This window comes from Cypionkella psychrotolerans (assembly GCF_001294535.1).
Classification (GTDB): domain Bacteria; phylum Pseudomonadota; class Alphaproteobacteria; order Rhodobacterales; family Rhodobacteraceae; genus Cypionkella; species Cypionkella psychrotolerans.
This window is the reverse complement of record NZ_LGIC01000031.1, coordinates 150834-164990: the sequence shown is the minus strand read 5'-3', so window position 1 is coordinate 164990 and position 14157 is coordinate 150834. Positions and strand designations below refer to the sequence as shown.

The window sequence follows — 14157 nt, the reverse complement described above, 5'->3', positions numbered from 1 at the left end:
GCTTGGTCATCCTCTGTGCACAAATATCCCACAGGGGTCTGGGGGTGTGAAACCCCCGGCGCTTAGCTTAGCCAAGCAAACTACCGCTCCCGCAAAGCCTCATTCGACTTATAGAGCGGCTTGGTCAGATAGGTCAGAATCGTCTTGCCACCCGTCTCCAACTCCACATCTGCCTGCATACCGGGCTTAATCTCCAGCCCCTTCTGCCGCGCAGTGAACTTGCTTTGATCCACCGCCAGCGTCACCTTGTAGTGCGGATCGCCATTCGGATCACGCGAGCGTTCATCCTTGAACGTATCGGCCGAGATGAACACCACCTTGGCCTTCAACGAGCCATAAATCGTGTAATCATAGGCCGACAGCTTCACCGTCGCGTCCAAGCCTTCGCGCACCGAGGCAATGTCGCGCGGCTTCACCCGCGCCTCGATGAACAAAGCGTCATCCAGCGGGATGATCTGTAAAATTTCCTCACCGGGCTTGACCACGCCGCCAATCGTGGTGATCGACAGCTTGTTCACCACCCCCTTCATTGGCGCCACCAGCACGGTGCGTGACAACTGGTCTTGCGCCAGTTTCAGCTTTTGCCGCAGCCCCGCGAGGTCACTTTCGGTCTTGGCGTAATCCGTCGCCCGCTCCATCTCGGTGGTGGTGCGCGCCTCTGACAGCTTGTTCTTCGCGTCCGAATTATCCCGGCGCGCGCGCGTCACTTCGATCAGCGGCGCGATGTCTTGCTTATACATTTTCTCCAGCAGTTCCGCCTCTTTGGAGGTCTGCTCCAATACCGCCTGCGCGCCACCCACCCGCGCGTCATATTCGCTAAGACGCGCTGTCAGCAGCGCCTTTTCCGAGGCCACAACATCCTGCACCCTCTGCGCAAATATCTTCGGCACGTCAAACCCTGGCGCGCCATTCATCTCGGCCTCCAGCCGCAAACGGCGGATTTCCAAGGTGGCGATTTCATCCGACAACTCATCCACCGCGGCCTGATATTGCGTGCCATACAGCCGCGCCAATGTCTGCCCCGGCTCCACCACATCGCCCTCGGCGACATTCAGTTCCGCCAGAATCCCACCCTCAAGGTTCTGGATGATCTGGGGCCTGCTGGAGGATACCACCTCACCCTGCGCCCGCACGATCTCATCGACCCAAGCCACCGAGGCCCAAGCCACGAACACCACCATCACCACGACAATCATCCAGATCGTGCGGCTGGGGCCGCGAGTCTTTTCGGCAAAGCCTTCGTCATAGGTGGCAAGGCTCATGGCTTCGCCCCCCCGACCTGCATGGTGAATGGCTTTTTCACCGACGTGACGCTGCCAATTGCAACCCCAGCTGCCGGGGCAGGGGCCTGCGCTGCCACGCCACCATTGTTCAGATGTGCCAACACGGCTTCCCTAGGCCCATCGACTACCAATCGCCCGTTCTGCATGATCACCACCCGGTTGGTCAGTTGCAAAATCGGCACCCGGTGCGTGGCGATGATCGCGGTCCGCCCGTCCAACCAAGTTTTCAGCCGACTAACCAGAGTGGTCTCCAGCGTCTGATCCAGCGCCGCCGTCGGTTCATCCAAAATCGCAACGCGCGGGTTTTGCAGCCAAATCCGCGCCCAGCCGATGCTTTGACGCTGACCCACCGACAGACCTTCGCCCATCTCGCGGATCTCCAGATCGAGGCCCCTCGGATGGCTGCGCACAAACGGCCCCAGTCCTGCAAAATCCAGCGCAGCGAACAGACGGTCATCATTGCGCTCTAGCTGAGACATATTCAGGTTGTCGCGCAGCGTGCCCGCAAACAGCCGCACTTCCTGCCCCAGATAGCCAACGCCTCGCCGCAAATCGCGCGGATGTACTTGGTTGAGGTCAACGCCGTCGATCAAAACGCGCCCCGCCGAAGGCTCATAAAGCCCAGCCAGCACGCGCAACAACGTCGATTTACCCGAGCCATTCGCGCCCAGCACCGCAATATGCTGCCCTGCCGGGATCGACAGGCCGTTGATTTCAACAGTCGTCGCCGCTTTCGGATCATAGCGGAACTCGACATTGCGCAACTCAAACGCGCCCACCAGCTTGTCGCGGCGCAGATAGTGACGTCCGGTTTCCTCGGCTTGATTGGACCCTACAATCGCCTCTAGGCCGTCCAAAGCGGCCTTCACATTGGTCCATTTCGACATGGTGGAGGAAAGCGAGGCCAATGGCCCCAAAGTCCGACCGGTCAGAATCCCGATGGCAATGATCGTGCCCACCGTGAAATCGCCAGCAAACACCAGATAAGCCCCGGCGACCACCGCCAGAACATAGGTCGCCTGCTGCACACCCTGCGCCCAATAGCCCAGCATCGCCGTCAGATGCCGCTGATCGGATGATTTCACCGCCGACAGCGTGGAAAGTTCCGCCCAAATCCGCTTGATCCGGTCTTCCCCGCGCTGGGTGGTGACGGTTTCGGCCTCAAAGATCGCTTCATACAGCAACCGTGCTGCACGGGTCGAAGCGCCCTGCGTTGCCGCCGTCAAAGCCACCATGCGCTTTTGAAACAGGAAACCCGGCAGCACCATCAGCGCGCCGCCCGCAATCAAAATCCACACCAGATTGCCGCCAATCGAGGCCACCAAGGCGAGGAAAATCAGGATAAACGGCAAATCCGCCATCGTGCCGATTGTGGTTGCGGTGAAAAACTCGCGCACCGAGGAAAACTCGCGCATCGCGGCAAACAGCGATGACGGGCTGCGCTGCCCCGGCCCGTGCTTCATCCCCAACAGCTTGTCCATCAGCCGCGCCTGCACGGAAAGTTCAATCCGCTTGCCCGTCGTATCCATCAGCCCCGAGCGCGCCAGCTTCAAAGCGGCTTCCAGCACAATCGCCAGCATCGCGCCCAGTGCCAGCACCCACAACGTCGGTTCCGACTGATACGGGATCACCCGATCATAGACCTGCATCGAGAACAGCGACACCGCCACTGCCAATAGGTTCGCCACCAGCGACCCCGCAGCGACCTCGCCCAACTGCCGTTTGTAACGGGTAAACTCACCCCAGAACCAATGCGGGGTTTTCGCGGCCTCAACATGCCGCGTCTCAAGTTCTTTAACGGAGGTGCGCACCCGCAAAATCCGGCCCGCATAGACCTGCGCGAAATCTTCATGCGGCACCTCGGCGCGCATATTATCGACGCTGGTGTCATAAACCTCAACGCCGTCGGCCGTCTCACCCAGAACCAAAACGATCTGGCCCGAGGTCATCTCGGCCAAAGCTGGCCAGTGCCCAACTGCAGGGGTAGCCACAGCATCCACCTGCGCCGCAATTCCGCAACTGCGCAACGCCCGCGCCACTTCCGGCAGGCCCAACTGCCCCGCGTCCGAGGCCAGCTGAATCTGCTCGACCACATCAGACACCGCCAGATCGACACCACAGAGCCCGGCATATACCGTGGCCAGTTGCGCCCGGCTTAGCGCCCGCGCGTTGTGCCGACCCTGCGGCACCCGCGCATCCGAGCCACTACGCGCGGCAATATCTCCAGCCGCAGCCACCCGGCCCGCATTGATATCGAAGGCCACAACCCGGTCATTCACATCCGTGCCCCATCTACCAACAACCCACGATCCCGGGCGATTTCCAGATCAATCAGTGCCATGTCATAGCCCAGCGAGGCCTGATCGCGCTGCAGCCGCGCATAGGCGTCGTATTGGCCAACCAACTCCAGCAGAGTCCGCCGCCCGACCTTGTATTGCTGCGTGAACAGATCAAGGTTTGCCGCCGTCTGCCGCAGCACCTCATCGCCCTGCGCCCGGCGCGAGGCCAAATTGGCCTTCTGCTGCTGCAACGAGACAATACGGCGATTGGCGGTTTCGGCGGCTTCCGCCGTCTGACGATCCACCACATCCCCGGTTTGCTGCAATGCCGCGATGTTGTCCTTCGCGCCGGGGTTCAACAGCCCCGCGCCATTCAGCCGAACGCCGGGGTTCACACCGCCGTCATCCAGACCCGCCGTCGCCGACAGGCCAAACTTCAACCCGGCGAGTTGTATCTGCGCTTGTGCAACCGCCCGCGCGCCTTCACCCCGCGCTTTCACCACCGCCAAAGGCTCGGCAGTGGATTGGCCCAGATCGGGCAGCGCATCCAAGCCGCTGATCCCGCCCAAAGGTTGCCCGGCCAAAGCCGCCAGTTGCGCTATCTGGCTGGACTCGGTCTGCAGATCCACCGCCACCGTCGCCTGCATTTCGGCAACACGTTGGTTCAAGACCTGCTGTTCTGATCCATCCGACAGACCGCCCGCCACGCGCTTGCCCATGATCGCGTTGAATTCCTGCAAACGGCCCGCGGCCGCCTGCGCCACTACGGCCTGCGCCCGCGCCCGTTGGGCATTGACGTAATACGACAACCCCTCAAACACCCGCTGATTCATCGCGGTGGACAGGCTGACCGCCGCCACCTCGACATCAGCCGAAGCAAACGCCCGCTCAGCTTTACGCCGCCCGTTGTCGAACAAAGCCTGCTCCAGCAACAAACTTGCTGCCAACCCACCCAGCGAGGACAGGTTCACCGAAGGTCCAATCGACGGCAGCCAGTTCTTCGACTGCGCATTCGCCTTCAGCCGCGCCACGCGCAACTCGGCCTCTGCCGCGCCAGCGCTGGCATGGATCACCGCGTCGGACACTTTCGCATAAGCGCCTCCCGGCGGCAAAACCGAGCGTCGCCCCTGTAAATTTCCGATCAGGCCCGATCCCGCAGGTTGCCCCAGAGCCCCCACCGCACTCTGCCCCGCCTGCTCATGCGTTTGCAGCATCGAAGGTGCCTTCGCCCCCCCCATGCAGCCCGCCAGCAGAGCAAGCCCTGCCAGCGCCGGAACGAGGTATTTCACCCCGTTCCCGGACCCGTTCTTGCTGTTCTTGGGCATCGCCCGTTTCCCTGATCAAACAGCGGTATTGACGTGGATATCGTCGTCAACCAACACCGAAGCCCCACTGCTGCCCAGCGTGTAGAGCGTGTAGCTCTCGCCGTTCACCACCTGATGCGCCCCTGCCACCGCACCCACGATATTGACGTGATCATCCGCACCGCCGCGGATCGCCATCTGGTGATCCGCCCCGGTCAGACTGTTGATCTGCGCCTCGGTCAGCGTCAAAGTCGCTTTCGAAGACGTCAGGTCGATGGTGCCGAAGTCAAAGCCATGCAGACCTTCGCGGTTCAGATCCACCGTCACATCGGTGGTCGAGCGCAGATACAAAGTGCTCTGCTCGTTGCCCGCCGCATCGGTGTCGTTGATCACCAGATAGCTGCCATCGGCCACCGGAGTGCCGAAGAACGCCCAGTGGCTTTGAACCGAATTGATTGCGGCATCGGGAGGGCCCCCAAGGTCTTGCAGCATGGTCGCTGCGCCCGTCGCCGCGACCGCGTGATAGGTCAGGTCATCCGGCGATACTGCCGTCGCAACGCCAAATATCACGTTTCCGCTGCCCGCGTCATTGGTGATCCACGGATCATTCGGCATCACGGTGTCATAGTGGAAGCTGTCGGTATAGCTGGCAGTATTGCCCGCATGATCCGTTGCCGTCACCGTGACCGTGGTGTCACCCTCACCTGTCGGAAGGGACGATGCCGGGAAAGTCGCGCTCCACAGCCCATCCGCGCCGACCGAAGCCGTCACTTCCGAGCCATTGGCCAGATGCAGCACCAAGGTCGAGAACGGCTCAGACGTGCCGGTCAGCGTCAGGCCAGCCGCGCGTTCAGCTGCGTTCAAAATATCGTCGCCCGCAATCACCTCAACATGGCTGAAGTTGCGCACGATGGTATCCACCGCAACCTGCTCGGTCAGGGTCGAGACGTTGCCAACATGATCCGTCGCCACCGCCGTCAGCGTCACCGAGTTCTCACCCGCCGGGATTTCGCCCGCCGGAATGGTGAAGCTCCAGCTGCCATCGGCTGCAACAGTGGCCGCATGTTGCGCGCCGCTGCCGAACTTGATCATCACCGACGAGCCCGCTTCAACATGGCCCGTCACGGTCAAACCGCTGGTGGCCTCTGCCGCGTTCAGGATCACATCCGCTCCGGTCGACAGGGTCGCACGGTCAAACGGCACCACCTCGGTATCGACATTCACCACATGGCTGGTCCTGGCGGTGTTGCCCAAAGCATCGGTCGCCACAGCCGTCGCGGTCGTGGCATAAGTGCCCGAGCGGATTTCACTGGTCGAGAAATTCGCAGTCCAAGTGCCTGCACTGCTGGCGATAACGGTATGGCTCACACCATCCAGCGTCACAACCACGCTTGCACCCGCTTCGGCCGTCCCGGTCAGCGCCACACCAACCGCTTCTTCCGCGCCGCTGATGATGTCATCGCCGCCCGCTTGGCCGACAGTGATCGCCACATTGGTTTCGGTATCGACATGCACGGTATGCGACGCGGTTGCCACGTTGCCCGCCGCATCCGTTGCCCGCACCGTCACGACCGAGTCATAAGTCCCGGCCGCCACTTGGCTAGGCGCGAAATTCGCGCTCCAGGTGCCAGCAGCGCTTGCGGTCACGGTATGGCTGACGCCTTGCATGGTAACAACAACCGTCGCCCCTGCATCCGCCGTGCCGTTCAGCACCAGCCCAGCCGCCTGTTCAGCGCCCGAGATTGCATCATCGCCGCCCGCCTGACCCGCCGGGATCGCCACTGCGATCTCGGTGTCAACATGCAGGCTGTGCGTGGTGGTCGCGGTATTGCCAACCGCATCCACCGAAGACACCTGCACCGTCGAGTCATAGGTGCCGCTGCGCACTTCGCTGGCAGTGTAATTTGCGCTCCAAGTCCCTGTCGAACTGGCGGTTACGATTCTGGTCGCACCTTGGAACACCACCGTCACCTGAGCGCCCGCTTCCGCCGTGCCAGTCAAAACCAGCCCGCCCGCTGCCTCTGCCGCGTTGACAAGATCATCGCCGCCAGCTTGGCCCGCATTCACCGCAACCGAAGTCTGGGTGTCGACATGGATGTTATGTGTGGTGGATGCGCTGTTGCCTACAAGATCGGTCGAAACCACCGAAACCACCGTGTCATAGGTGCCGGGTGTCACTTCGCTGGCCGCAAAATTTGCGGTCCAAGCGCCAGAAGCGCTTGCCGTGACAGTGTGGCTAACCGCGCCCATCGTCACCACAACCGTAGCACCAGCTTCCGCCGTGCCGGTCAACGCCACCCCAGCGGCAGCTTCAGCGCCAGAGATCACATCATCGCCGCCCGACTGGCCATTGTTCACCGTCACCGAGGTTTCAGTGTCGACATTCACCACTTGGGTTGCCGTCGCGGTGTTGCCAAAGCTATCGGTCGCCGTCGCCGTTGCGGTCGACGTATAAGTGCCCGCCGTCACCGAGCCCACCGGATAGGTCACCGACCACACTCCGCTCGAATTGGCGGTCGTGGTCAGCGTCGTGCCATTCCATGCCACCGAAACCGATGCCCCCGCCTGCGCTGTGCCGTTCAGCACCACACCCGCTGCCGCTTCGCTTGCGTTCACCATGCCGTCGCCACCCGGCGTGCCTGTGAAGGCCACCGAAGTCTCGGTATCCACCGCGAACGTATGGGTCGAGGTCGAGGTATTGCCGTGGTTATCCGTCGAAGTCGCGGTAATCGTTTGGGTATATTCCCCAGCGGGCAGGGTGCCAGTCGGATAGGTCGTGGTCCAATGCCCGTCCGAGCCGACCACAACCGTGTTCGTCACGCCATTCAGCGTCACATCCAAAGTCGCGCCCGCAATCGAGGTGCCTGCCACCACCAATCCGGTCGAATTCTCGACAAAGTTCACCTTGTCGTCGCCCGTCACTGCATCAAAGTCGATCGGGTTCGGCATGGTATCGACCACCAGAACATCGTTCCAGGTCGTGCTGTTGCCCGCTGCATCGGTGGCCTTCACCACCACCGGAATTTCATATTCGCCGGGATCCACTTCCTTCGTCGGGAAGGTCACTGTCCAGTGCCCAGTGCTATCCACCACGGTAGTCTGCGTATGGCCATTGACCAAAACGTCGATCTTCGCACCCGGCTCGCTGGTGCCAGCGATCACCACGCCATTCACATAATCTGCGGCATTCTCAACATGGTTCACCGATTTGGTGCCCTCGGTCACAGCCACCGCAGGCGGGGTCGTGTCAGGCGTGCCACCACCACCGCCACCACCCGAACCACCGCCACCAGCAATCACAGCAATCGCGCCAGCCCCGGCAGCAATCGCGCCAAAACCGCCCAAGCCCAGAAGGCCCGGCACAAACGGCGCCATGCCAGCAGGCTCGTTCGACACCATCGCCACATCCGAGATGCTATCCGCTTGGGTAAAGCGCATATCGTCGAGCGGGCTCCACTTGTCCCAGCCGCTGACCGGTCCGTAATCCGCCGCCAGCACGCCGCCTTGACCCTCGTGGACGATCACTTCGGTGATCTCGCCATCCGAGGAAAGATAGAGATGGTTCACATCTCCCGGCTGTTCGTTGAAATAGTTGCTCAGCACGATGCTGCGGCCATCCGACAGCTTGACCAGCAAATCGCCGCCCTGCTGCTCATAGCCCACCACGCTTGCGCGGGAGAGGTTCAGTGAAACGCTATCGCCCGAACCAACCTGAATGAAATTGCCTTGGCTGTTGCCTGCGACACTGCCATGCTGCGCGCCGCCCGCAACATTGCGGACCGCGAAATCAATCGCTTTTACCATCTTACTGCTCCGCCTCAAAAACCCAGGCTTTCGTGCCCGGCGTGTTATTCGCCCCACTTTCGGGGGCTGATTGCTGATAGGGATACAAAGGTCGCGATGCGATTTCTAGTGGTTCGGCCGAGCGTGCCTTGAATTTGTCAGATTTCCCCCTCATTTCAGCTACATTTGCGGCTTTCGCGCTACAGATCATCTTCTTTCGTGCAGCCATGGCGCGGAAGCCATTACGCGTCAATCTCCCATTGGTTGCATTTTCGAAACAATCAACCGGACGTTACATGAAGTATTCCGGCTATCCCCCTTTACCTGACAGCCTTTTCGGTCTTTTGATCAGACATGGCAGGCCAAACCGAAACCCTCACCAATAAGATCCTATCGTGGATCGACACAGGCCGCCTCAACCCCGGCGATCTGATTGATGAGGCCGAACTGGTCGCCGAATTCACCGTCTCCCGCACCCCCGTCCGTGAAGCTATCTTACAACTCGAAGCCATGGGCCTTGTGCGCCGCCTGCCGCGCAAGGGGGCGACAGTGTTCCGCCCCAGCCTTGAGGAATTCTTGGCCATCCTCGAAGTTCACGCCAAACTTGAAGGTCAAGCCGCAGGCCTCGCCGCCCGCCGTCTGTCGGTGTCTTGGGCCACAGCGCTAGAAGCCGCCGTGCAAGCCTGTGAGACATTCTCGACCGAACAAGGCGACGCCAACCCCGATGCCTATTACCAGCTGAACCTGCGCTTTCATGAATGTGTGGCGCTGGCCGCAGGCAACCCGTTCTTGACCGAGATGATCAAAACCAATGCCCGCAAGCTTCTGGCCTATTACCGTGCCCGCTACCGCTATGCCGGGGCCATCGCCACCTCTGCCACTGAGCACCGCGCCATCGCCACGCTGATCTTCGCCCGCGATGCAGCCGGGGCCGAGACCCTGATGCACCGCCACGTCCAATTCGACCAAATCACCGCCATGGACCTACTGGCGGCGCTGTCCTGATGCTTTGTCCTGATGCGTAGGGTGCGCTTCAGCGCACCGCGCCTGTCGCCTCACGCCCCCAACCGCTGCAACAGCCGCACATAAGCCGCTTGGCCCAACCGAAACGCTTCCAGCCGGAAGAACTCATTCGGCGCGTGCAGGTTCTCGTCATCATGCGAAAATCCAAACATCACCGCATGAACCCCCAGCACCTCCAGCAAGGTCGTCATCACCGGAATAGACCCTCCCAACCGCGTGCGATACGGGGCTTTACCGTAAACCTCCTCCAACACCTGCGTCGCGATCCCCGTCGCATTATGACCCGATGGCACCAAAAACGGCCCCGCGCCGCCCGACCCCGGCTCCAGTTCAGCCGTCACCCCGGCGGGGCAATGCGCCTGCACATGCGCTTCCAAAGCTGCTAAAATCTTTGCAGGATCCTGCGCTGCCACCAACCGACAGGTGATCTTCGCCCGCGCCTCTGCCGGATGCACGGTTTTCGAGCCAATCCCCTGCCACCCGCTCGTCAACCCGTTCACATCCAGCGTCGGACGCGCCCACAGCCGTTCGCGTGTCGTGTACCCCGGCTCGCCAAACACCGCAGACGCACCGGTTTCCGCCAGATAGCTGGCCTCATCATAGGGGATCCGCGCAATCGCCGCCCGATCCGCCTCGGTCAGCCCCACCACATCGTCATAGAACCCATCGACCGTCACCAGCCCGTCTGCCGATTTCATCGACGCCAGCAGATGCGCCAAAGCCATCGCCGGATTGGCAATCCCACCGCCATGCAGGCCCGAGTGTTGGTCCGATCTTGGCCCCCGCACCACGATCTCGGCCTTTACCAACCCCTTCAACGCCTCAACGATCTGTGGCTGATCTGGCGCATATTGCAGCCCATCGGCAGAGAAAATCATATCCGCCGTCAGCCGATCCACATTGGCCGCCACAAAAGGTGGCAGATCTGGGGAGCCGATCTCCTCCTGCCCCTCAAAGAAAAACTTCACATTCACTGGCAAGCGCCCCGTGGTTTTCAGCAGCGATTCCACCGCCAGAATGGGCACCAACATGCCGCCCTTGTCATCCGAAGCCCCGCGCCCCCAGACCTTGCCATCGCGCACCTCAGGTTCAAACGGCGGGCTGTCCCACAGCTCAAACGGCTCTGCAGGCTGCACATCGAAATGCCCATAGATCAGGATCGTCGGCTTATCGGCCCCCGCGTGCAGCCAATGCCCACAGACCACCGGATGCCCCGCCGTCGGCAGCACCTCGGCCCCGTCCACCCCCGCCGCCGTCAACCGCGCCGCCACCCATTCCGCCGCCCGCACCACATCCGGGATATTCTCGGGCTTGGCCGAAACCGACGGAATCCGCACAAACGCCAGCAATTCCTGCACAAACCGCGCCTGCTCCGCGTTCAGATACTGCTGCCATTCCATCGCCATCTCCTGCCATTTCACGCCAAGGCTAGACCATCTGCAACCGCCAAGCAAACCCTCGCCATGTCAGGATTTTCCTTTGCCGTTGACAGAATCCACACCCACCGATACCGATTGTGAAAACGTTTTCACTAGCAGGATCAAGCCATGAACACCGCTCGCCTCAACCGCCTGTTCGCGCCCTCGGGCAACTGCTTTGATGTTGCCATCGACCACGGCATGTTCAATGAGGCCTCCTTCCTTGGCGGCATCGAAAACATGACAAAATCCATCCAAACCGTCGCAGCCGCCGCCCCCGATGCCATCCAGCTCCCCCCCGGCACCGCGAGAATCCTGCAAGCCATCCCCGGCAAAAACCGCCCCGCGCTGGTTTTGCGCACCGATATCGCCAACGTCTACGGCACCCCGCTGCCGCGCAGCCTTTACTCCGAAGTCATCGACCGCCCGGTCGAACAAGGCCTCGTCCTCGACGCCGCCTGTGTTGTGGTGAACCTGCTGCTCCTGCCCAATCAACCCGAACTTTACCGCGATTGTGTGCGGAACGTGAACGCCCTGAAGCGCGAATGTGAAATCTACGGCATGCCGCTGATGGTCGAACCGCTTGTGATGCAAGACAATGCCAAGGGCGGCTATATGGTTGATGGTGACATCGCCAAAATCCTGCCCCTCGTCCGCCAAGCCGCTGAACTCGGCGCCGATATCATCAAAGCCGATCCCTGCACCGATGTTTCCGAATACCATCGCGTCATAGAAATCGCCCAAGGCATCCCGGTTCTGGTGCGTGGTGGCGGTCGCGTTTCTGACGCCGAAATCCTCGCCCGCACGCACGAGCTGATGCAACAAGGCGCGCGCGGCATCGTCTATGGCCGCAATGTCGTGCAACACGCCAACCCCGGCGGCATGACCCGCGCCTTGATGGCGATTGTGCATGACAAAGCCAGCGCCACCGACGCCGCCAAGCATCTGGCCTGAAGCGATGAAAGAAATCCGCTTCGGTATCATTGGGTGTGGCCTGATGGGCCGCGAATTCGCCTCCGCCGCCGCGCGCTGGCTGCACTTGGCCAATCCCAAAGCCAAACCGCGCATCGTCGCGGTCTGCGACACCAACCCCGCGCTGATGGATTGGTTCGCCACCCATCTGGGTGAGATTCAAACCACCACCGACTATCACGACCTGTTGAAAAACCCTGACGTGGATGCCGTCTACTGCGCCGTTCCCCACGTCCTACACGCCCAAATCTATCCCGACATTCTCAACGCCGGAAAACACCTGTTCGGCGAAAAACCCTTCGGCATGGACCTCGCCCAAAACCGCAGCATCATGGCCGCCATCGCAGCTCACCCAGAACTTACCGTGCGCTGCTCGTCGGAAATGCCGTTCTACCCCGGCGCGCAAAAGGTCATCGACTTCGTATGGTCCGGCGCGGCTGGCGATATTCTCGAAGTCGAAGCCAGCTTCCTGCATTCCTCCGATATCAACCCCGACAAGGTGATCAACTGGAAGCGGATGCAGGCGGTGAACGGCGAATATGGCTGCATGGGCGATCTGGGGATGCATGTTCTGCACGTCCCGCTCCGCCTCGGCTGGCGCCCCGATACTGTGCAAGCGAGCCTTGTGAAACGTGTCAGCCAACGCCCCGATGGCAAAGGCAATCTGGTGCCGTGCGAGACTTGGGACAACGCCACCATCACCGCCCGCGTCCCCACCACCTATGGCAATTTCCCAATGGTGCTAAAGACGTGGCGCATCGCACCGGGCGAAGCCAACACTTGGTCGCTCCGCGTCCTTGGCATGAAAGGCAGCGCCTTTTTTACCACCAAATCGCCTCGGCAGTGGCAGTTCATGCACTACAAAAACGGCGGCACCCAGACGTGGCAAACCGAAGATCTCGGCTACACGCCCTTGTTCCCCGGCATCACCGGCGGTATTTTTGAATTCGGCTTCACCGATGCCATCCAGCAAATGTGGGCCGCCTATATCGACGAACTCGCGGGCGGAGACGCCGCAGGCTTCCCCTGCGCTCACCCGTCCGAGGCGGCAGCCCATCACGCTATCCTCACCGCCGCCCTGACCGCAGGCAAAGAAAACCGCACTGTCAGCGTGGACTACGCATGAGAAAGGGCATCGCCTGCGCGGGCAACTGGATCGTCGATATCATCCACAGCATCGAGGCTTGGCCGCAGAAAAGTGATCTCGTCCGTATCCAGCACGAAGCCACCGGGGTAGGTGGTGGTGCCGCCAACGTCGTCCTAGACCTCGCCGCCTTCCAGACCGACCTGCCGCTGTACGCTGTGGGTCTGATCGGCACCGACACCCATGCGCAAATCTGCCTTGCCGCCTGTGCGAGCGCCAAAATCGACACAGGCTGGCTAAAGCAAACCCCGCACCACCCGACCGCCCACACCCAAGTGATGAACGTCCCCGGTGACAGCCGCACCTTCTTCTACCATCCCGGCGCCAATGACGCGCTCAGCGAAGCTGACATCCCCATCGAAGCCATCGCCGCCCAAAATGCTAAAATCTTCTACCTCGGCTACCCCAACCTGCTCGCCACCCTAGACACGGTGGAACCCAACGGAGAAACCCCCGCCGCCCGCATCCTTGCCCGCGCCCAAGCCGCAGGCATGATCACGTGCGTTGATCTGGTCTCATCCGCCACCCCGCGCTTTGCCGCTACCGTCAAAGCCATCCTGCCACACACAGATTACCTATTCCTGAATGAAATCGAAGCCGCCCGCGCCACCAACCGCGCCGACATTGCCCCCGACGACCGCGCCCGCATCTTGGAAGCCGCAACCGCCCTGCAAGCCCAAGGCGCTAAAACCGTGATTCTGCACACCGGCACCCTCGCCCTCTGGCTGGACGAATCCGCGCTCTGGTCTAGCCCCGAGCCGATAAATCCCGCTGAAATCCTCAGCCCCGTCGGTGCCGGAGACGCCTTCTGCGCAGGCATCATCTACGCCATCCACGAAAACTGGACCGCCGAGCAAGCCCTTCACCTTGGCCACCGCGCCGCCGCTGCCGCGCTAAAAAGCGTCACAGCCAGCGAAGGCATCCCTCCGCTGGCCGCGCTTATCTAGTTCT

At 61.4% G+C, this 14157-nt stretch carries 9 protein-coding genes; 4 read left to right on the top strand and 5 right to left on the bottom strand.

Translation table 11 applies throughout. The features are described 5' to 3' along the window. Positions 1-80: 80 nt before the first annotated feature. From AKV04_RS05900 to AKV04_RS05885, 4 genes are read right to left on the bottom strand one after another with little or no spacing between them, the layout of a single operon-like run. On the bottom strand, positions 81-1262 hold the full coding sequence (locus tag AKV04_RS05900; protein ID WP_054005515.1) for an HlyD family type I secretion periplasmic adaptor subunit: 1182 nt from the start codon (positions 1260-1262) through the stop codon (positions 81-83). Continuing rightward, complete coding sequence (locus AKV04_RS05895) at positions 1259-3562, bottom strand: ATP-binding cassette domain-containing protein (protein ID WP_082351533.1); 2304 nt, start codon at positions 3560-3562, stop codon at positions 1259-1261. The genes AKV04_RS05900 and AKV04_RS05895 overlap by 4 nt, the downstream gene beginning before the upstream one ends. Then, positions 3559-4887, bottom strand: coding sequence for a TolC family protein (locus tag AKV04_RS05890; RefSeq protein ID WP_054005514.1), 1329 nt, complete (start codon positions 4885-4887; stop codon positions 3559-3561). Before AKV04_RS05890 ends, AKV04_RS05895 begins: the two co-directional genes overlap by 4 nt. A gap of 15 nt (positions 4888-4902) precedes the next feature. Continuing rightward, the gene (locus AKV04_RS05885) at positions 4903-8670 is read right to left on the bottom strand and encodes an Ig-like domain-containing protein (RefSeq protein WP_054005513.1); all 3768 of its coding nucleotides are present in this window, start codon (positions 8668-8670) and stop codon (positions 4903-4905) included. Between the two features lie 333 nt (positions 8671-9003). Between AKV04_RS05885 and AKV04_RS05880 the strand changes: the two genes are divergently transcribed. Next, the gene (locus AKV04_RS05880) at positions 9004-9654 is read left to right on the top strand and encodes a GntR family transcriptional regulator (protein WP_054005512.1); all 651 of its coding nucleotides are present in this window, start codon (positions 9004-9006) and stop codon (positions 9652-9654) included. A 50-nt stretch (positions 9655-9704) separates the two neighbouring features. Here the strand turns inward: AKV04_RS05880 and AKV04_RS05875 are convergent, their stop codons facing one another. Continuing rightward, on the bottom strand, positions 9705-11072 hold the full coding sequence (locus AKV04_RS05875; protein ID WP_054005601.1) for a dipeptidase: 1368 nt from the start codon (positions 11070-11072) through the stop codon (positions 9705-9707). 147 nt (positions 11073-11219) lie between these two features. Here AKV04_RS05875 and AKV04_RS05870 point away from each other — a divergent pair, with 147 nt between their 5' ends. Genes AKV04_RS05870 through AKV04_RS05860 form a run of 3 tightly spaced genes read left to right on the top strand, consistent with a single transcriptional unit; the run spans position 11220 to position 14153 of the window. Next, positions 11220-12044 carry a class I fructose-bisphosphate aldolase gene (locus AKV04_RS05870; protein ID WP_054005511.1) on the top strand — a complete coding sequence of 275 codons (825 nt, stop codon included), beginning with the start codon at positions 11220-11222 and terminating at the stop codon, positions 12042-12044. Continuing rightward, complete coding sequence (locus AKV04_RS05865; protein ID WP_235815551.1) at positions 12001-13188, top strand: Gfo/Idh/MocA family protein; 1188 nt, start codon at positions 12001-12003, stop codon at positions 13186-13188. The genes AKV04_RS05870 and AKV04_RS05865 overlap by 44 nt, the downstream gene beginning before the upstream one ends. Beyond that, positions 13185-14153, top strand: a complete 969-nt coding sequence (locus tag AKV04_RS05860; protein WP_054005509.1) for a carbohydrate kinase family protein — start codon at positions 13185-13187, stop codon at positions 14151-14153. The genes AKV04_RS05865 and AKV04_RS05860 overlap by 4 nt, the downstream gene beginning before the upstream one ends. Positions 14154-14157: the final 4 nt, after the last annotated feature.